The organism is Bradyrhizobium sp. Mp19 (assembly GCF_029952935.1).
GTDB classification, from domain to species: domain Bacteria; phylum Pseudomonadota; class Alphaproteobacteria; order Rhizobiales; family Xanthobacteraceae; genus Bradyrhizobium; species Bradyrhizobium elkanii.
This window is the reverse complement of the sequence record NZ_JASAUT010000005.1, coordinates 1-19,187: the sequence shown is the minus strand read 5'-3', so window position 1 is coordinate 19,187 and position 19,187 is coordinate 1. Positions and strand designations below refer to the sequence as shown.

At 66.3% G+C, this 19,187-nt stretch carries 18 protein-coding genes; 11 read left to right on the top strand and 7 right to left on the bottom strand.

Going from position 1 to position 19,187, the window contains the following annotated elements; translation table 11 throughout:
• Positions 1 to 869 precede the first annotated feature (869 nt).
• Together QJT82_RS08090 and QJT82_RS08085 are read left to right on the top strand one after the other, a co-directional pair.
• Positions 870 to 1,079, top strand: coding sequence for a DUF2945 domain-containing protein (locus QJT82_RS08090; RefSeq protein ID WP_028338922.1), 210 nt, complete (start codon positions 870 to 872; stop codon positions 1,077 to 1,079).
• The gene (locus QJT82_RS08085; RefSeq protein WP_080686642.1) at positions 1,072 to 1,635 is read left to right on the top strand and encodes a DUF488 domain-containing protein; all 564 of its coding nucleotides are present in this window, start codon (positions 1,072 to 1,074) and stop codon (positions 1,633 to 1,635) included. Before QJT82_RS08090 ends, QJT82_RS08085 begins: the two co-directional genes overlap by 8 nt.
• 41 nt (positions 1,636 to 1,676) lie before the next feature.
• Here the strand turns inward: QJT82_RS08085 and QJT82_RS08080 are convergent, their stop codons facing one another.
• Both QJT82_RS08080 and QJT82_RS08075 read right to left on the bottom strand, forming a co-directional pair.
• Entirely contained in the window at positions 1,677 to 2,831 is a 1,155-nt protein-coding gene (locus QJT82_RS08080; RefSeq protein ID WP_051447719.1) for a caspase family protein, read from the bottom strand.
• Positions 2,832 to 2,999: 168 nt separating this feature from the next.
• Positions 3,000 to 4,232: a hypothetical protein gene (locus tag QJT82_RS08075; protein ID WP_155258348.1), complete on the bottom strand. Its 1,233-nt coding sequence runs from the start codon at positions 4,230 to 4,232 to the stop codon at positions 3,000 to 3,002.
• A gap of 198 nt (positions 4,233 to 4,430) precedes the next feature.
• Between QJT82_RS08075 and glf the strand changes: the two genes are divergently transcribed.
• The gene (gene glf, locus QJT82_RS08070) at positions 4,431 to 5,657 is read left to right on the top strand and encodes a UDP-galactopyranose mutase (RefSeq protein ID WP_028338919.1); all 1,227 of its coding nucleotides are present in this window, start codon (positions 4,431 to 4,433) and stop codon (positions 5,655 to 5,657) included.
• A gap of 68 nt (positions 5,658 to 5,725) precedes the next feature.
• On the top strand, positions 5,726 to 6,994 hold the full coding sequence (locus QJT82_RS08065; protein ID WP_028338918.1) for a serine hydrolase domain-containing protein: 1,269 nt from the start codon (positions 5,726 to 5,728) through the stop codon (positions 6,992 to 6,994).
• 111 nt (positions 6,995 to 7,105) lie between these two features.
• On the opposite strand, the gene QJT82_RS08060 is transcribed toward QJT82_RS08065, so the two are convergent.
• Positions 7,106 to 7,393, bottom strand: coding sequence for a hypothetical protein (locus tag QJT82_RS08060; RefSeq protein WP_075969423.1), 288 nt, complete (start codon positions 7,391 to 7,393; stop codon positions 7,106 to 7,108).
• A gap of 459 nt (positions 7,394 to 7,852) precedes the next feature.
• On the opposite strand from QJT82_RS08060, the gene QJT82_RS08055 reads away from it, so the two are divergent.
• Positions 7,853 to 9,154, top strand: coding sequence for a sorbosone dehydrogenase family protein (locus QJT82_RS08055; RefSeq protein WP_028338917.1), 1,302 nt, complete (start codon positions 7,853 to 7,855; stop codon positions 9,152 to 9,154).
• 11 nt (positions 9,155 to 9,165) lie between these two features.
• Here the strand turns inward: QJT82_RS08055 and QJT82_RS08050 are convergent, their stop codons facing one another.
• The 3 genes from QJT82_RS08050 to QJT82_RS08040 all read right to left on the bottom strand — a co-directional run bounded on the left by QJT82_RS08050 (position 9,166) and on the right by QJT82_RS08040 (position 11,700).
• The gene (locus QJT82_RS08050; protein ID WP_028338916.1) at positions 9,166 to 9,936 is read right to left on the bottom strand and encodes an SDR family oxidoreductase; all 771 of its coding nucleotides are present in this window, start codon (positions 9,934 to 9,936) and stop codon (positions 9,166 to 9,168) included.
• A 160-nt stretch (positions 9,937 to 10,096) separates the two neighbouring features.
• Complete coding sequence (locus tag QJT82_RS08045) at positions 10,097 to 10,951, bottom strand: alpha/beta hydrolase (RefSeq protein WP_028338915.1); 855 nt, start codon at positions 10,949 to 10,951, stop codon at positions 10,097 to 10,099.
• Between the two features lie 44 nt (positions 10,952 to 10,995).
• The gene (locus QJT82_RS08040) at positions 10,996 to 11,700 is read right to left on the bottom strand and encodes an alpha/beta hydrolase (protein ID WP_028338914.1); all 705 of its coding nucleotides are present in this window, start codon (positions 11,698 to 11,700) and stop codon (positions 10,996 to 10,998) included.
• A gap of 186 nt (positions 11,701 to 11,886) precedes the next feature.
• Between QJT82_RS08040 and QJT82_RS08035 the strand changes: the two genes are divergently transcribed.
• From QJT82_RS08035 to QJT82_RS08020, 4 genes are all read left to right on the top strand, one after another.
• A complete protein-coding gene (locus QJT82_RS08035) occupies positions 11,887 to 12,501 on the top strand; it encodes an ABATE domain-containing protein (protein ID WP_035630997.1) in 615 nt (204 codons plus the stop codon).
• Positions 12,502 to 12,536: 35 nt separating this feature from the next.
• Complete coding sequence (locus tag QJT82_RS08030; protein WP_028338912.1) at positions 12,537 to 13,223, top strand: haloacid dehalogenase type II; 687 nt, start codon at positions 12,537 to 12,539, stop codon at positions 13,221 to 13,223.
• A gap of 178 nt (positions 13,224 to 13,401) precedes the next feature.
• Positions 13,402 to 13,749 carry a hypothetical protein gene (locus QJT82_RS08025; protein ID WP_028338911.1) on the top strand — a complete coding sequence of 116 codons (348 nt, stop codon included), beginning with the start codon at positions 13,402 to 13,404 and terminating at the stop codon, positions 13,747 to 13,749.
• A gap of 343 nt (positions 13,750 to 14,092) precedes the next feature.
• Positions 14,093 to 16,153: a DEAD/DEAH box helicase gene (locus tag QJT82_RS08020; RefSeq protein WP_028338910.1), complete on the top strand. Its 2,061-nt coding sequence runs from the start codon at positions 14,093 to 14,095 to the stop codon at positions 16,151 to 16,153.
• 260 nt (positions 16,154 to 16,413) lie between these two features.
• Here QJT82_RS08020 and QJT82_RS08015 read toward each other — a convergent pair whose 3' ends face one another.
• The gene (locus QJT82_RS08015) at positions 16,414 to 17,907 is read right to left on the bottom strand and encodes a sensor domain-containing diguanylate cyclase (protein ID WP_028338909.1); all 1,494 of its coding nucleotides are present in this window, start codon (positions 17,905 to 17,907) and stop codon (positions 16,414 to 16,416) included.
• A gap of 115 nt (positions 17,908 to 18,022) precedes the next feature.
• Here QJT82_RS08015 and QJT82_RS08010 point away from each other — a divergent pair, with 115 nt between their 5' ends.
• Complete coding sequence (locus QJT82_RS08010) at positions 18,023 to 18,280, top strand: hypothetical protein (RefSeq protein WP_028338908.1); 258 nt, start codon at positions 18,023 to 18,025, stop codon at positions 18,278 to 18,280.
• Between the two features lie 206 nt (positions 18,281 to 18,486).
• On the top strand, positions 18,487 to 19,187 hold a 701-nt coding region (locus tag QJT82_RS08005), incomplete at its 3' end, for a transposase (protein ID WP_281446630.1).

The window sequence follows — 19,187 nt, the reverse complement described above, 5'->3', positions numbered from 1 at the left end:
GCCGAACTCGTTCGCGCAATCCGGGCCCAAGTTGATCAGGCGGTCCGCGATCTCGAACTCGGCGGAGATGTGATTAGCCCGGCATCGCGGACGCGGAGATGCCTAACAGACCCTCACACTCTGCTGGACATACGCGTAACCGTTCCACACGTTTCGCGTCTGATAGCAGGAGTTATAGGCCGTCGCGGCTCCGATGGCTGCGCCAGTCGCCAAACCGGCCGCGGCAGCTCCGGGGCCCCAACCGCCTCGATAGTAACCGCCACCGCGGTAATAGCCGCCGCCGGCCCAACGCGCGCGGCCGCCGTGCCAGCCGCCGGCATGCCATCGCGTGCCGCCGCCGTGCCAACCAGGCCGCATGCCTCCGCCGTGGAAGTGAGCCGATCGAGCGCCGGCTCCTCCGCGCCGGGCCTGTGCGTCATAAGGAAGTATCATTGCTGCCGATGCGATGAAGCTGAGAACCAGCAAAGCCTTGGTTGGTCGCATGTCCGGACTCCTTGCAAGGGTGTCCCGATCAATCCCGCTGAACGTGCTTCGTTCCGTTGGTTCAACTGCGTGCCACGCTGGCACGAAATGCATAAGGCGGTGGTTGCAGCAGAGCACGGCAGCAGGCCTCTCTGCGACGCTGAACATCCCCTCATGCTCGCTCTTCGAAGACGTTCGCTCGCAATTGGAAGAAAACATCAACCTCCAGGATGAACGGTCCGCGTGATCGCGCGCTTGAGCATCGGAACCGCTTCTGCGAAGTTCCGGCAAGCGCGAGGTGGGAACCTCGCCGATTGCCAGCTCGTTTGGCCTGGCGGTGCTTTTCCGGAGTGGCCAATTGACACTGTACTGTGCGAGCAATTCCGCGCCTGAAGGAGGCTTCAAGCATGGCCAGGAAATTCAAGGTCGGCGATCACGTCAGCTGGAATTCCGAGGCCGGCCGCGTCTCGGGCACCATCATCGCGGTTCACACCAGCGATTTCGACTACAAGGGGCACACGCACCGCGCCTCGGAGGCCGATCCGCAATACGAGATCAAGAGCGACAAGACCGATCACGTCGCGGCCCATAAGGGCAGCGCGCTGCATCATGCCTAGCAAAGACGTGGCGCTTCCGTTCTTCACGGTCGGTCATTCCACCCGCAGCCTCGAGGATTTCATCGCTCTCCTCGGCGCGGCCGCGATCGAGCGCATCGTCGACATCCGAACGGTGCCGCGGTCGCGAACCAATCCGCAGTTCAACAAGGATACGCTGCCCAAGCCGCTCAAGGCCGCGGGCATCTCGTATGAGCATCTGGCCGATCTCGGCGGGCTCCGCGGCAAGGCGCGAAGCGTGCCGCCGTCCGTCAATGGGTTCTGGAGCAACGAGAGTTTTCATAACTACGCCGACTATGCGTTGTCGCCGCAGTTTCATGCGGCGCTCCAGCATCTGCGCGACGAAGGGCGCCGGCAACGCTGTGCGATGATGTGCTCGGAAGCGGTGTGGTGGCGCTGCCACCGCCGCATCGTCGCCGACTATCTCATTGCGTCCGGCGAGACCGTCGTCCACATCATGGGGGAGGGGCGCCTCGAGCCCGCCCGCCTCACCGAAGGCGCCGTCGTCCAGGGCGACGGCACGGTGGCCTATCCGGCGACGGGTGAACTGGATTTATGAAAGGGGCGAGGCTTGCGGCTGCACCATCGCGCCGCGCCCACTCACTCCACGCTGCGCTTCCAATAGCCGGTGCCGAGCTTGCCGGTGATCACGGCAATGGCGTCGCGGATCTCGTAGGAGCCGCCGTCGCTGTAGTTCCTCAGTCCTCGCAGAGCATGCAGCGTCCAGCGGCCGTTAGCGAAGCTGACGGTGCCTTCGTGCGGGCGCGCGGCGCGCGAAGGCTCGGCGTGGAATTGATAGGTGCCGTCGGCCATGATCCGCCAGATCCAGCGCGACTGGCCGCGACCATCCGGCACCATGATCTCCCAGGTGCCGACCAGCGCGGGATCGATCGCGCCGGCCGACGTCGTCGATGGCGCAGACAATGCGGCGGCTGCCGGCGCAGCGTTCGCCTGCTTCGCGGCGGCGTCGTCGGCCGGCGGCGCGGCCACGAGATAGATCGCCTTGCGCGACAGCGAGCCGTACACAAACGGCTGCTGCGCGTTGCGCGTCGCCTCCATCACGTCGTCGCGGACGTTGCGGAACATGAAGGTGACCTCGACGCCCGGCGTCTCGATGTTGCGGAGCAGCGCCGCGGCGAACGGGCTGTTGCGGCCGTCGCCGTCGAGCGCAATGGTGCCGTCGCGCGCGGCATAGGCGACCAGCACATTGCCGACCGGCTCGATGCGGCCGAGCCCGCTGCTGGCAGCGGCGCGGGCGGCGAGCGAGCGGCTCATCTTCGCCGCGAACGGATTGTTGCGGCAGGCATCGAGGATGACGAGGCCGAGACTTCCGGTGTTGGAGACCTGCAGCATCACGCTTTGCAGGCTGATCGCTTCATTGGCGGCGTCGGTATCGCGCTTCAGTTCGGCATCGATCGGGATCAGCCAGTTGTCGCCGTTGATCTCCATGCCATGGCCGGCGAAGTACACCGCCGCCATGTCGGCGCCGGCGGCATTGCGCCCGAATGCGATCAGCCCGCGCCGCATCTCGTCGAAGCCTGCATTGGTGATGAGCGTCACGGCAAAGCCGAGGCGCTTCAGCGCGGCGGCGATATCGCCGGCATCATTCGGCGGATTGGACAGCGCCGGCACGCTTTTGTAGGTGCCGTTGCCGATCACCAGCGCCACCCGCTTGCCGTCGGCTGCAGCCGGCGCGGCGAAGCCTGCAAGCGCCGCGGCAACGGCCAGTCCCGAGACAAACGCGCGGCGGTTCATGCTGGCCCCGATCGGAGGTGACGGGTGCAGCGTATCGCAGCCGTCGCGAGGTGGCCACGGAAATGGCAATCAAGCGTAGCCCGGATGAGCTCCGCGATATCCGGGGAAGACCGTTGGTGCGGGCCCCGCATGTCGCTGTGCTCATGCGGGCTACTAGCTGCGCGTGGATCAGGCCGCCTGCTTCGGCGTCCAGACGCCGGCGGGCACCGGCTCGGCCGGCAACAAACTGGCGCCGGCGGCGCCCGCGATCGACATCGTGATCTCGTGGATGTCCTGCACCGACCGCTGCATCGAGAAGCGCGGATAGAGCTCGCGCAAGGTGGTCGCGGCCGCCGCTTGCGCCGCTGAGGGATCGGCCAGCACGGCCTCGACGGCGGCGGCGATGCTCATCGTGTCCTGGCCGAAGCTGAAGCGGGCGAGATGCGGCATCTCCGCGGCCGAGAAGCGGTTGGCGTCGAACACCGGCACGGTGCCGGCGCCGAGCGCGAAGAACACCCGGTCATGCACCGACAGATCGATATTGGGATTGAGCGAGACCGCGGCGAGGTAACTGCCGAGGCCTTCGCGCATCGCATCGAAGGTCATCGCGCCGAGCACGCGGGCCGGACGCCCGCTGACGGCGAGATCGCTCCAGCCGCCGCCGATGAAGTCGACCGGATAGTCGGCGAGCACCGCGCCCACCTCGCGGGTACGCACGCCTCGTGTGTAGTTGTCGAGCCGGGTCAGGATCACGTTGAACAGGTCGCCGCCGGGCCTCAGATAGACCAGATGCTGCTCGGCGACGTCGACGATGATCTTCGGAAATGCGCCGCAGGTCTTGCCGCGCGCCTCGGCGATCGCGTCGAACAGCAGCGCGAACAGCTTTGGCGGCATCGTCTTGCGCCAGCCGCGCTCGAGCGCCACCGGATTCCAGCCGGACTTGGCGAAGATCAGCCGGCCGTTCCGCTTCTCGGGCGGCAGGCCGCTGAAGAAGCCGGGATCGGGAATGCCCATATGGGTCGCGAACACAGCGCCATTGGCCCCCAGGTGATCGCGGTTGAATGCGGCGTGGTCCGGAAACACGTAGCCATGCGCGGTGTAGCGGCTCTCGAGTCCGTGGCGCCGGGCGAAATAGCAGGGATGATCGCAGAACCAGGTGAAGACGGGGATCTGGGCGACGTCCCAGAACAATCTGCCGTCCTTGGTGTGGATATCGAGCCCGATGCCGGAGAAGCCGAGCGCCATGGTCTCGGCGCGCCGCGGCAGCAGGGCGTTGAGCCGGGCCGAGAAATCCGGCGCCAGCAGATCGAGCATCTTGACCTCGTGCCCGAGCCGGTCGAGCTCGGCGGCCGCCATCGCCAGGATGCCGCGCAGCGAATCATAGGTGGTGTTGCTGGAGTACAGGACGCAGATCACGGACATGGGACCTCCGCGCTTGATGGGGTTGCTGCTCGCGCGGGCATTTCCGTCGCCTTGCATGCTGTCAGTTGAACGGCCGAGCCGGCCGTTCCGGGCTCGGAATTATCCTGATGGGCGGATTTATTTCGCCCGAAACGGCCGTGCCGTCACGTTGAAGCTCCGTCGGGCGCCGTCGCGATCCGACATGAGGGGCGAGAGCGCATGCAGCTAGATGGCTTCGACGTCGTCGTGGTGGGGGCCGGCTTCTTCGGCGCTGTGATCGCCGAGCAGGTGGCGAGCAGGCTCGGCCGCTCCGTCTGCGTGCTCGACCGCCGTCCGCATATCGGCGGCAACGCCTATTCGGAGCTCGACCCTGACAGCGGCGTCGAGGTGCATCGCTACGGCACGCATATCTTCCACACCAATTCCGAGACCGTCTGGCGCTATCTGCACCGCTTCACCGAGTTCACCGGCTATCGTCACCGCGTCTTCACGGTGGCGAAGGGCCGCGTCTATTCGATGCCGATCAACCTTGCGACCGTGTGCGCGGCGTTCGGGCGCGCCATGACGCCCGAGCAGGCCCGCGCCGTGATCGCGGCGGAGGCGGCCGTGCACGGCGCCGCGGGGAGGCATGGTGCCTCCGGGATCGGCAATCTCGAGGACAAGGCAATCGCCTCGGTCGGCCGCACGCTCTACGATCTCTTGATCCGCGGCTATACGCAGAAGCAGTGGCAGACCGACCCGCGTGAGCTTTCGGCCGACATCATCGGCCGCCTGCCGGTCCGCTTCACCTTCGACGATCGCTACTTCGCCGACCGCTATGAGGGCATGCCGCTCGACGGCTACACCGCGATATTCCGCCGGATGCTCGATCATCCCGCGATCGACGTCCGGCTCGGCGTCGACTATTTCGACGTCGGCGATCGCATCAATCCGCGGCAGCTCGTGGTCTATACCGGCCCGATCGACCGCTTCTTCGGCTATGCCTGCGGCCATCTCGGCTGGCGTACCGTCGACTTCGCGCGCGAGGTGCACGACGTCGCGGACTACCAAGGCGCCGCGGTCATCAACTATGCTGACGCCGAGGTGCCGTTCACCCGCGTCCACGAGTTCAGGCATCTGCATCCGGAGCGCGCGCATGCGGAGGCGCGGACGACGATCTACCGCGAATATTCCCGCTTCGCGGGCCGGAGCGACGAGCCGTATTATCCGATCAACACCGCCGCCGACCGCGCCATGCTCGCGTCCTATCACGCCATGGCGGCGTCGCGGCCGAACGTCATTTTCGGCGGCCGGCTCGGCTCCTACAAATATCTCGACATGCACCAGGCGATCGGCGCGGCGCTGAAGACGTTCGAGCACGAGGTCGAGCCGTTCTTCGTTCGCGAAGGCATGCACCCGCGTGACGCGGCCGCGCGCCGCGAAGTCTTGTCGCCCTCGCCGGCGTGATCTAATGCTGCGAGCTGCGGGCAACGAACGCCATAACAAATCGCCCGCGGTCCCCCGGTGAGGAAACAATGAGAAAAACCGTCATTGCCGCGGCTGCCGCCGCCACTAGCCTTGCTGTCAGCATCGCCCACGCCGCGCCGCTGCCGGAAACGTCGGCGCACCAGGTCGGTTTCTCGGAGCGGGGGCTGGCGCGGCTCGACGACTTCTTCGCGCGCGAGATCGCGGCCAAGCGCGTGCCCGGTGCTGTGGTGGCGATCGCGCGCGACGGCAAGCTCGTGCATTACAAGGCGTATGGCCAGCTCGATCCGGTGAAGGGCACGCCGATGCCGATCGACGCGGTGTTCGCGCTGGCGTCGATGACCAAGCCGATGGCGGCGGTTGCAGGCCTGACGCTGATGGAGCAGGGCAGGCTGCCGCTGCAGGCCAAGGTCGCCGAGTTCTATCCGGCGTTCGCCGACATGAAGGTCGGCGTGCAGCAGGCCGACGGCTCGCTGAAGATGGAGCCGCAGGCGCAGCCGATCTTCATCCACGATCTCTATCGCCACACCTCCGGCCTGATGTATGGCGGCCGGCCCGACAGTTCGAGCGCGCTGGCGCGGCTCTATCCTGATGGCACCGCGCCGGCGGTCGAGGGCGATACCCAGGCCTTCATCGAGCGCATCACCCAGCTGCCTCTGGTGCATCAGCCCGGGACCGAGTTCGAATATGGCTTCTCGATCGACGTGCTCGGCGCCGTCGTCGAGAAGGTCTCCGGCCAGCGGCTCGGCGATTATCTCGCGGCCAATGTCTGGAAGCCGCTCGGCATGAAGGATGCGACGTTCCACCCGGCCGACGCACAGCGCGCGCGGCTGGCGCGTCCGTTTCCGAACGATCCGCTCACCGGCAAGCCGCAAGCCATCAAGCTGCTCGATACGCCGACCAGGTTCGATTGCGGCGGCGCCTGCTCGTTCGCCACCGTCGGCGACTATCTGCGCTTCGGACAGATGCTGCTCAATGGCGGCGAGCTCGACGGCAAGCGCATCCTCAGCCCCAAGACGGTGCATCACATGACGTCGAACCATCTCGGGCCCGAGATCAAGAACAACGTCGCCGCGGTCGAACCGCATCGCGGCGGCTTCGGCTTCGGGCTGTCGGTCGCGGTGCGGACCGGCGAGGGGCTGTCGTCGGTGCCGGGCAATCCCGGCGAGTTCACCTGGAACGGCGCCTACGGCACGCAGTTTTTCTGCGATCCGAAGGAGCGCCTTGTCGTTGTGGTGGGAACCGCGGCGCCGGGCGAACTGCGCAAATACTATCGCGAGAATGTGCAGGACATCGTCTACGGCGCGATGGTGAAGTAACGCCTCAGCAGAAAAGCCGAACCTCACGTTGCCACGTTTTGCATACGTGGAACGTGGAACAGCAAAAAGGCCCGTCGCTCAAGCCGGGCGACGGGCCTCAAATTCGCGTGGCTACCAGCGCCTGTAGACGCCGGTCAGCGTACCATTGTTGTTCCCTTCAGGACCCACGTCACCCTGGGTCGAGCTCGGCGTTGGATGGTTGGTGCCGTTGAATGAACCGTACCAGCCCGGCTCCGCCGGAGAGTACATCACATCAGGCTGCACGGCCTGATAGCGGGGGCCGCCGTAATATCTCGGACCAGGGTTCCCGTAAGGATAGTAGCCTTGTGCGAACGCGCCTGCCGTTGTTGCGATCAGGGACGCCGCGGCGAGGGACAATATCTTGGTCTTTCGTTGCATTCACACTCTCCTTGCTGGTGTCCCGACCAACGACCGCCATGGAGCGGCGTTCCTGATCTGCCATGCATCTCGCAAGGGCAAATCTGCGCGGGCGTGGGATCAGGTTCTTGTGAAGGGGCTTGTGCTCCGGGAGGGCACAGCCAGGCTCTGCACGGCAGGATGCATCGGTCGCCGGCCCGCGTTATGCTTCCATGGCTATAACGGCGCATGCGCGAGCGGCGCCTCGAAAAACCGGGGCGGTTCGGAAAAGGAAGCCCGCCACTGCGGCGGGCAAGGTCCAGGGAGGAAAACGCCCTGACAAGGGAGCGTACAGCCAGTCTCCCCGATTCGTGCGCGGCTGCGAAGATCGTATAACTACTGTCATCAGGGCCGGCATTATGCGAATGCTGCTGCGGGCCGCGGCCGGTCGGCAAGGGAATGACAAGGCGCGCTAACACGGCGCAAATACAGGGGAAGTTCATGAGCACGTCTGGAGTTTTTGCCCGCGTCGTCGCGGCGATCGGGGCCGGCGCCTTGGCGTGGCGGCGGATGCAGGGCGCGCAGCCCGCGCCGGCCTGGGGCAGCGCGCCGCAGATCCCGCAGGCCAAGCCGCAGGGCGCGATCCCGACGCTCAAGATGCCGACGGCGCGGGGCTGGGACAAGGACCAGAAGCCGGTCGCCGCGCCCGGGCTCAAGGTCAACGCCTTTGCGGCCGGGCTCGATCATCCGCGCTGGATCAACGTGCTGCCCAACGGCGACGTGCTGATCGCGGAGGCGACGCAGATCGCTGGCACGCCGCGCAGCGTCTTCCACTACGCGATGCAGGCGACGATGCGGCGCGCCGCGGCGCTCGGCGTCAGCGCCAATCGCATCACGCTGCTGCGCGACCGCGATGGCGACGGCGTCGCCGAAAGCCGCGGCGCCTTCATGGAAGGATTGAGCCAGCCGTTCGGCATGGCGCTGGTCGGCGACACCTTCTATGTCGGCAACACCGACGGCGTGGTGGCGTTTCCCTATGCCGCTGGCGCCGATCGCATCACCGCGCAGGGACGCAAGCTCGTCAGCTTCAAGCCCGACGGGCACTGGACGCGCAGCCTGCTGCCGAGTGCCGACGGCAAGAAGCTTTATGCCGGTGTCGGTTCGCTCAGCAACATCGCCGAGAGCGGCTTTGCGGTCGAGGAAGGCCGCGCCGCGATTTATGAGCTCGATCTCGTCGCGGGCACCAGCCGCATCTTCGCCGGCGGCCTGCGCAATCCGGTGGGCATCGCGTGGGAGCCGACCACCAATGTGCTCTGGACCGTCGTCAACGAACGCGACGGCCTCGGTGACGAGACGCCGCCGGACTATCTGACCTCGGTGCGTGACGGCGGCTTCTACGGCTGGCCCTATTGCTACTGGGGCAAGACCGTCGACGATCGCGTGCCGCAGGATCCGGCGATGGTCGTCAGGGCGATCCAGCCGGACTACGCGCTCGGTGGCCATACCGCCTCGCTGGGCCTGTGCTGGATGCCGCAAGGCACGCTGCCGGGATTCCCCGACGGCATGGTGATCGGCCAGCACGGCTCGTGGAATCGCTCGACGCTGTCGGGCTACAAGGTGGTGTTCGTGCCGTTCGCGAACGGCCGTCCCGCAGGGCCGGCGCGCGACATCCTGTCGGGCTTCCTCGCGCCTGACGAGAAGGTGTCGTACGGCCGCCCGGTCGGCGTCGCGCTCGGCCCCGACGGCTCGCTGCTGGTGGCCGACGACGTCGGCAACGTGATCTGGCGCGTCACGGCGGCGTAGGCGCGGCGACCTCAGACGGATCTGATCTCGCCGCCATCCATGCGCAGCACGGTGCCGGTCATCCAGCGCGCCGGCGGCGACACGGCATAGGCGACGAGGTCGGCGATCTCCTCCGGCGTGCCGAACCGCCTGATGCCGGCCTGCCTGAGGAAGCCGGCCTTGGCGGTGTCGACATCGACCTGCCTTGCCGCCGCGGCCTTCTCCAGCATCGCGAGGCGGCGTCCGGTCATCACGGCGCCCGGCGACACGCAGTTCACCTGCACGCCGTCGTCGATGCCGCGCTCGGCGAAGGCTTTTGCAAGTGCCTCGATCGCGGCGTTGATCGTGCCCACCGCGGCGGCGCCTGCGCGCGGCATCACGGCGGCATTGCCTGAGGTGAAGATGACAGCGCCTTGCGACGCTTTCAGCGCGTCCCAGGCGCGGATCGTCAGCCGCCTGGCGCCGTGGAATTTGAGCGCGAGGCCGGCGTCCCATTGCGTATCGGTCATCTCGAACAGATCGAGCCCGGGCACGGCGCCCGCGACATTGACCAGCGCGTCGATGCGGCCGAAGCGATCCAGCGTGGCCTTGACGACTTCATCGGCGGCATCAGGCCTGGCGAGATCGAGCTCGAGCGCCAGTGGCGTGCTGCCACGACCTTCGATCTCCTGAGCGGCCTTGCGCAGCCTCTCGCCGCTGCGCGCGACGAGCACGATGGCGGAAAAATCCCGCGCGAGCCGCAGCGCGGTGGCGCGTCCGATGCCGGAGCTTGCGCCGGTCACGATGGCGACGGATTGGGTCATGTGCATTTCCTTGGTGGTTCGGCGACTGAGTAGATGGAGGTTCGTCATTGCGAGGAGCGACAGCGACGAAGCAATCCATCCTTCCGTTGTGCGGAGCTATGGATTGCTTCGCTTCGCTCGCAATGACGCGGATGGAGTTGTGGGTGCGGACATCCTTGAGTCAGCGGCTAAGGAACTCGCGGATGACCTGCGCGATCTCGTCGGCATGCGTCTCCAGCGCGAAGTGGCCGGTGTCGAGGAATTTGACGACCGCCTTCGGATTGTCGCGCCTGAAGGCCTCGGCGCCCGGCGGCAGGAAGAACGGATCGTTCTTGCCCCACACTGCGAGGAACGGCGGCTGGTGGGTGCGGAAGTAAGTCTGGAAGGTGGGGTAGAGCGCGACGTTGCTCTTGTAGTCGCCGAACAGATCGAGCTGCACGTCGTGGGCGCCGGGGCGCGCCATGTAGTAATTGTCGAGGTTCTGCCCGTCCGGCGACACCGCCGCCGGATCCGAGGTGCCGTGGGTGTACTGCCAGCGCGTGGTGTCCGGCGTCAGGAAGGCGCGCAGCGCGTCGCGGTTCGCCAGCGAGGGATTCTGCCAATAGGCCTTGATCGACGTCCAGCCGTCGCTGAGGCCTTCCTCATAGGCGTTGCCGTTCTGCGAGATGATCGCCGTGATCCGCTCCGGATGCTTGACCGCGATGCGGAAGCCGGTCGGCGCGCCATAATCGAACACATAGACCGCGAAGCGATCGAAGCCGATCACCTCGGTGAAGCGATCGATGACGCCGGCGATGCGCTCGAAGGTGTAGTTGAACTTGTCGCGCGGCGGCATGTCCGACTGGCCGAAGCCGGGCAAATCCGGCGCCACGATGTGGAATTTGTCCGCGAGCTGCGGGATCAGATCGCGAAACATATGGCCCGCGCTCGGGAAGCCGTGCAGCAGCAGCAGCTTCGGCGCGCCGGCCGAGCCGGCTTCGCGATAGAAGATGTTGAAGCCATCGACATCGGCGGTGCGGTATTTGACCTGAGACATCTGTCACTCCTTGTGATCGTGATGTGTGGTGTGGTTTTGCGAGTTCAGGACTTGGCCTGCCCGGCGACCGCGCCGACCGCCTCCCGGATGATGTCGGTGACGAGCTTCGGCGCGGTGACGATCGGGGTGTGATCGACGGGATGTGAGCGCACGGTCGCCTGCATTCGTGCCGCCATGCTGCGCTGTGTCTCGGGCGCGATCATCCGGTCGTCCTCGGCAATCAGGAACCAGCTCGGGACGTCCTTCCAGAGGGGGCGGCCGACAGGCACGGTGATGCAGGCCGGCGAGATCGGCCGCTGCACCGCGGCGAGCACCGCGAGGTCCTCGGACCGCGCGCCCTGCGCGAAGGCCGCTGCGAAAGCGGGCTCCGGCAGCCAGATCAGGCCATTGGCGTCGGGCGCGAGCTTGGGCGCGAACGGATGCGGCGGCAGCCGGTAGAACACGTCGGCGACCGTCTCGCCTTCATCCGTCGCCAGCGCCGCGACATAGACCAGTGCCTTGACGCGCGGCGAGCGGGTCTCGGCGATCACGGCGCCGGCATAGGCATGGCCAACCAGCACCACCGGGCCCGCGACGCGGTCCAGGGTTCGGTTCAGCGCGGCGACGTCGTCGGCGAGCGAGGTGAGAGGCAGCGGCGCCGCCACCGCCGCGATGCCCTCGGCGTCGAGCGCCGTGATCACCCGCGCCCAGCTCGAGCCGTCGGCCCACGCGCCATGGGCAAGCACCACGCTGACATTCTCGTTCGACATTGTCCGCTCCCTCGTTTCAGGCCGGTGTCGGCCGTAACCCTTAAAATGCAGTTTGATAGGTTATCTCGCTTATGGCTCATGACGCGTAACTTGTCAAATGCATTTTATCAGGTTACTGTTTCGTGACTGACGAAGCCGTCAGGAAGCCGTCAGGAGGCCGTCACCGTGCAATCCCATCCGCCCGCGATGTTCATCGCAGATAGCCTGGGCCTCGATTTCATCAATTCGATCGCGACGCCGGTCGATACGCCGGTGGACTGGATCGCCGATGGCGACGGCCTGCTGCGCTGGCTCGCGCAGGCGCAGCTGGCGCCGCCCGATGTGCTCGACGAGCTCAAGGCGCGCGCGACGCCTGGCGAGCTCGACAACGCCGCCGGTCAGGCCCGCGATTTGCGCGAATGGTTCCGCGGCTTCGTCCGCAAGCATATGGGCCGGCCGCTGACGCCGCGGGCGCTCAAGGAGCTCGAGCCGCTGAACCGGCTGCTGGAAAACGATCAGGCGTTTAGCCGGATCGTGGCGCATCGCCAAAAGGACGGCGGTGATGGCCATGACGGTTTCGCGCTGGAGCGGACGCGGCGCTGGCGTTCGGCCGAAACATTGCTGCTGCCGATCGGGGAAGCGATGGCCAGGGTCGTCTGCGAGGAAAGCTTCTCCGACATCAAGGCGTGCGAGGGCCCGGCCTGCACGCTGATGTTTGCCGACCACACGCGGGCGCGTGCGCGCCGATGGTGCAGCATGGCGATCTGCGGCAACCGCGCCAAGCAGGCTGCGCACCGCAGCCGGATGAAGGACAGGGGCTGAGACCAGCAAAAACCAAACGACAGGAGTCCAACAAAATGGCGGCACTTCCCTTGATTGTGTTCGACGTCAACGAAACCCTGCTCGACCTCGAGACCATGGAGCCGGTGTTCGCGCGCATCTTCAACGACAAGAGCGCGATGCGGCTGTGGTTCGCCAACTTCATCATGTACTCGGCCTCGCTCACGGTGGCCGGGTGCTACGTGCCCTTCACCGATATCGGCGCCGCGGTCATGAAGATGCTGGCCGACACCCGCGGCATCAAGATCAACGAGTCAGACAAGCAGGAGCTGACCGAGAAATTCTCCACCATGCCGCCGCACGGCGAAGTGCCCGGCGCGCTGCGCAAGCTGCGCGCGGCGGGCTTCCGCCTGTTCACGCTGACCGACAATCTGCTCGAGGTGCAGACCCGGCAGCTGACCCATGGCGGCATCGTCGATCTGTTCGAGCGGCGCTTCTCGGCCGACGGCGTCAAGCACCACAAGCCGTCGCGGCAGGCCTATGCCTATGTCGAGAAGGAGCTCGGGGCAAAGCCCTCGGAGTTCTGCCTGATCGCCTGCCACACCTGGGACACGCTCGGCGCGGTCGCCGCCGGCTGGGAGGCCGCGCTGATCAAGCGGCCCGGCAACGATGTGCTCGGCGTCGGCCCGCAGCCGCAGGTCGTCGGCACTGATCTCGACGATGTCGCCGATCAGCTGATCCGCCGCTACGGCGCCAAAGGGTAACGGCAACTGACGGATTCTCGCGGCGGAGGAGAGGGCAAACTCCCCTCCAGGCCCGATCGTTCGGAAGTGCATAAAACCGGAATGAAATCCATAGCGGTTTTCAACCATGCCCCTTGAGCCTTCCTCAACTTCCGCGGCCGATGCTGCGCCCGCCACAGGGATCGAAGGAGCTCACAGCATGCCGGCCAAGGGACGAGCGACCGCGACCAACGCCACCGCGCAAGGGCGCGAGGATATCCTTAACGCGCGCGCCATCAGCACGCTGGGCGCCGGCGTCGTCAGCGCGATGAGCGCGGTCGGCGCCGCCGTCATCAAGAAGAACAAGCCGGCACTCGGCAAGAATGCCGATTGGTTCTGGCACATGTTCGCGAAATGCGAGGCCAGGGCCGCGCGCGTTGCCGAGCAGGCCGCGCGCGATCCGGAGGCCTGCGGCGATGCCACCTTCATCGAGGTCTATGCCGCGCAATTGCCGAAGCTGATGACAGCGGCGCTTGAAAGCCACGAGAAGGCGCTCAAGGCGAAGTGATGTAGCGACTAAGGAGTCCCGCAACGGTGCTCGTCCCGTTGTCGTTCCCTCTTGACCTCTCACATGCGCCAAGGCGGCAAGTAGCGGCGGCTCTCGCCGAGCAGACGGGTTTTGCGGGTCAGGCGAAGCCGTCACGCGCCATCGCGCTGACCGGCCCTACGGCCCCCGATCGGGCAGCCAGCCTGATCCGCGCCAGCTTTTCTGCGACGGGGGCATGGCGATTTGGTCGGTCTTGGCGTAAAGCACCCCAAATCGTCATGCGGCTGTGCCGCCTGCCGGGTACGCAGCTCCAGGTCGTCCCGCTCGACGTTCTGCGCCCGGACCAATCAAGGTTTCCCATCCCGTGCCGTTCCCGACCACAAGTTCGCCGCTCGCCCGCGCCTTGGCCGAGCGCAACTACGATCAACCGACCCCTGTCCAGCTCGCGGTGCTCGCCGCCGACGCCGTCGACCGCGACCTCCTGGTTTCGGCCCAGACCGGCTCGGGCAAGACCGTTGCCTACGGCTTGGCCATGGCAAAGGACCTGCTCGACGGCGCCGAGCGGTTCGAGCCGGCTGCCGCCCCGCTGGCCCTGATCGTCGCGCCGACCCGCGAGCTCGCCTTGCAGGTTCAGCGCGAGCTTGCGTGGCTCTATGAGCATGCCGATGCCCGCGTCGTCTCCTGCGTCGGCGGCATGGACCCGCGCCGCGAGCAGCGCGAGCTCGCCGAGGGCGCCCACATCGTGGTCGGGACGCCCGGCCGGTTGTGCGACCATTTGCGGCGCGGCCGTCTCGACATTTCGGAACTCAAGGTCGTCGTGCTCGACGAGGCCGATGAAATGCTCAATCTCGGTTTCCGCGAGGATATGGAATTCATCCTCGAGACCACGCCAGACACCCGCCGCACCTTGCTGTTCTCGGCGACGTTCCCGCGCGGCATCGTTGCGCTCGCCAAGCAGTATCAGGAGCAGGCGTTCCGGATCGAGGTCGCGGGCGACGAGGGCGGCCATGCCGATATCGAGTACCGCGCCATCCGGGTGGCTGCCGACGATGTCGAGCACGCCGTCGTCAACGTGCTGCGTTTCCACGAGGCGCCGAGCGCGCTGGTGTTTTGCAACACCCGTGAGGCCGTCAGGCATTTGCAGGCGGCGCTGCTCGAGCGCGGGTTCTCCGTCGCCGCGCTGTCGGGTGAAATGACCCAGAACGAGCGGACCCAGGCGCTGCAGGCGTTGCGCGACGGACGGTCGCGGGTTTGCGTCGCGACCGACGTCGCGGCGCGCGGCATCGACCTGCCGAGCCTCGATCTCGTCATTCACGCGGATTTGCCGAAAGATCCCGAGGTCATGCAGCATCGCTCGGGCCGCACCGGCCGCGCCGGCCGCAAGGGCGTCAGCATCCTGCTGGTGCCGCCGGCACGGCGGCGGCGCGCCGAATTGCTGCTCGATCTCGCCGGCATCGATGTGGCCTGGGGCTCCGCGCCGCAGGCGGAGGAGATCCGCAAGCTCGACCATGATCGCCTGCTGCAGGATGCGGTGTTCTCCGAGGAGGCGACATCAGACGATCTGGCACTGGCGCAGGCCTTGCTCGCCGAACGTTCGCCCGAGGCGATTGCCTCAGCGCTCGCCCGGCTCTATCGCGCGCGGCTGCCTGCGCCCGAAGACATTCTCGATCCCGGCGAAGGACGGAGCCGGGACCGCGACGATCGCCGCGGCGAGCGGGCCTCGCGCCGCGATGATCGTGCCGCCGGGCCGCGATCGAAGACCGGCAAGTCCTCCGCGCGTCATGGCATGGAGGAGGCCACCGTCTGGTTCCGCGCCGCGATCGGGCGCCGGAAGAATGCCGAAGCCCGCTGGCTGCTGCCGATGATCTGCCGCCGCGGCGGCATCGACAAGCGCGATATCGGCGCGATCAAGATCATGGACACGACCACCGAGTTCGAGATCGCCACGCGGGTCGCGGATTCCTTCGCGGTCAAGATCAAGCGTCCGGACAAGGAAGACAGCATCCGCATCGAGCCGCTGGCCGATGCGCCGCAGGGAGAGGTGCGCGAGAAGCCGGCGCGCAAGCCCTGGCACGATCCTTGGCGCGACAATGACGACGGCGGATACAGCGCGCCGCGCGGCGACGAGCCGCGCGACGAGGGGGCAGGAAAGCGGCGCGGCAAGCCGGATCGCGAGGCCAGAGCGTTTTCGAGCGAAGGCGCGAGCGGTTCGCGCCAGGACTACGCGTCAAAAAAGGAATCCAGGGACTCGTTCCGGTCCGATCGGGACGGAAAAGGCTTCAGGCCGAAATCCGGCGACGAGCCACGGTTCGGGAAGAAAAAGAAGCATCCGGGAAAGTCCAGTCACGCCGGACGCACGCAGTGGCCGGATGTGTCGGCGAAGCCGAAGTTCGGCAAGAAGCCGAAGAAGAAGCGGCGGGGCTGAGGTGGCGTGAACGCGGCTGCCGTGCGTTCAGAATGGCGATGTGTGTCTCGACGCCGCAACAAACTCGGTGTCGTCCCGGCGAAGGCCGGGACCCATTACCCCAAATGCTCATTGTTGCGCGACGCTGGGGCCACAATTCCGTTCACAATCACATGCGGTGGTTATGGGTCCCGGCCTTCGCCGGGACGACGATGTGGATGTGGTGCGACATGGGCTTCGTTACGACGGCGAACCGTAAGACCAGTGCGCGCAACTCTCCCTCACGCCACCAGCGCGATCTTCGGCACGGTTGCGAGCACCGACTGGTTGCGGCCGTTGGCCTTGGCGGCGTAGAGCGCCTTGTCGGCGGCCTCGATCAGGTCGGACCATTGCTGGCCCGCGGTCGGCCGCATGCTGGCGACGCCGATGCTGACCGTCGTGGTCAGTTCGCCCGCGCACCATTGCTGGACCTTGTGGCGGATGGTCTCGGCCAGGTTGAAGGCCTCGAGCGCGGTCATGTTGGGCAGCAGCACGGCGAATTCCTCGCCGCCGAAGCGCGCCGGGCAATCGCCGGCGCGACGCACCGCATCCGAAATGCAGATCGCGATCCCGACCAGCACCTGGTCGCCGGCCTGATGCCCATAGGTGTCGTTGTAGGCCTTGAAATGATCGGCATCGATCATCAATAGCGCGACCGGCTGGCCGTAGCGGCCGGCACGGCGCCATTCGCGCTCGATCTCGCCGTCGAACTTGCGCCGGTTCTTCAGGCCGGTGAGGGCGTCGGTGGTCGCCATCTCCTCGAGCTTGTCCTCGGCGTCGGCGCGGCGGACGATCTCGCGGGCGAGGACCAGCGTTGCGCTGAGCACGAACAGGATCAGAAACGCCATGATCGCGCCGATGCGAACGGCCTCGGTGCGCCAGAGGTTGAAGACGGCTTCGAGCGGCTTGCCGACCACCACGTAAAGCGGCCCGGAGCTGCCGCGCCTGACATAGAGCCGCGGCGTGTCGTCGACCGGGCCCTTGCCGGAGAAGGCGCCGCCCATCTTCAGGTTCTCGGCCTTCCAGTCCAGCTGCTCCGCGAGGTTCCTGCCGATCACATCGAGATCGAACGGCGTCCGCATGATGATGGTGCGGTCGTTGCGCAGCACGGTGATGGTGTCGCCCGGCATGAGGTTCAGCCGCCCGAACAGATCGTGGAAATAGCTGAAGCGGATCGAGCCGACCACGACGCCGAGGAAGCGGCCCTCGTCGTCGACGATGCGCCGGCTCAGCACGATGGCGTAGGCGCCGCGATGCAGCATCGGCCGGCTGATGTAAAGGCCGGCATCGGGATTGTCGCGCTGGACCGTGAAATACTCCTCGTCGCTGCGGTTCTCCGGCCGCGGATCGAGGCTCGCCGCGTCGATGGTCAGATTGCCCTTGGTGTCGAACACCTGGATCGCGCCGAAATGTTTTGCGGTCGCGGCGTGGTCGAACAGGATCAGCTGGCGCAGTTCCTTGCTGATATTGCGGATCTCCGGCATCTCGAGATTGCTGGCGACCGCGCGCAGCGACAGGTCGTAGAGCTCGATGTTGCGGCTGATGTCGGCCTCGATACCCGACGCCAGATTCTCCAGGGTGCGGCGGGCCAGCTCCTCCTCGCCGCGGCGCATGTCGAACATCACGCCGGCGCAGACCGCGGAGAAGCCGAGGACGGTCGCAACCGACGAGGCGATCAGCAGCTTTGCCGATAGCCGCCAGCGCCGCCTTGCGTCCTTTCCCCGCCGAAATCGCATGTTCCGCTCCAAAGCGCCGTCATGCATCGGGAAATGTTGTTGTCGCCTTAAATGGCGACAGCAGCCGCCGAATGGGTTAACGGGTGGTTGCCGGATTTTTGTCATCGAGGACGTTGTGAACGACTACGACGCATTGCGGGATTATCTGAAGAAGCAGCATCTGCCCGAATTCGTGCTGACCTTCGAGGAGATCGAGGCGATCATCGACGCGGCGCTGCCGCGCGCCGCGCATAGGGCGTCGTGGTGGGAGACGTTGCGCAGCCCGCAGGAGAAGATGCCGCAGCGCGAGGCGTGCCTCGAGGCCGGCTACATCGCCACCCGCCAGGCCGACGGCAAGAGCGTCAAGTTCAAGCGCATGCCCAAGCCGCGCTAAGGCGCGATCCTGTAAGGTCGGACAGTCATCGCGGAGAAGGTGCGCTCCCTCTCCCGCTTGCGGGCAGGGCAATCGCATATGAAAAGAAATCTGTCGGGCAGCGTCCCTTGCGGCCATCCTTCGAGACGCCCACCTTCGGCGGGCTCCTCAGGATGAGGATCTTGTTTTGCGGCAAAATCGTAGACCCTCATGGTGAGGAGCGCCGCTTGCGGCGCGTCTCGAACCACGAGGCCGAGTTACCTCCGCAGCCGCCGAAGGGTCATATGCGATTGCCCTACGCTTGCGGGGAGGGCTCTCTCCGCGAGTCGTTCCGTGGAGAGAGCCCCCACCCGTATCGCATCTTCGATGCGATACGACCTCCCCGCAAGCGAGGGCTTTGCGCAAAGGCGAATCTGCGATTCTCTAAGACCGATCTGAAGGGGGAGGCGGGGATGGCGTATCGGCAGGTTGGTCAAGCGAGCTTCGCAGATGCGCTGGTGTCGCGGCGGGGGAAAGGGAGTTCGGTGCTGAGGCGGATTTGCGAGCTGGTCGATTGGGCGGCTGTGGAGTGCGTGCTGCGCAGCCTTGCTGAACCGGAGCGTGGAGCGCCGCCCTATCCACGGCTGGTGATGTTCAAGGCGTTGCTGTTGCAGCAATGGTATGGGTTGTCTGATCCGGAGCTGGAGGAGGCGCTCGATGATCGGGCCTCGTTCCGCGAATTCTGCGGCTTTGTGCTCGGTGACGAGACGCCCGACCACACGACGATCTGGCGCTTCCGCGAAGCTTTGCAGCAGGCCGATCTGGAGGAGAGGCTGTTCGGCGAGATCCTGCGCCAGATCGACGCGCGCGGGCTGGTGCTGCGCCGGGGCACATTGATCGATGCGAGCCTGATCCCGGCGGCGGTGAAGCCGCCGAAGCCGCCGAAAGA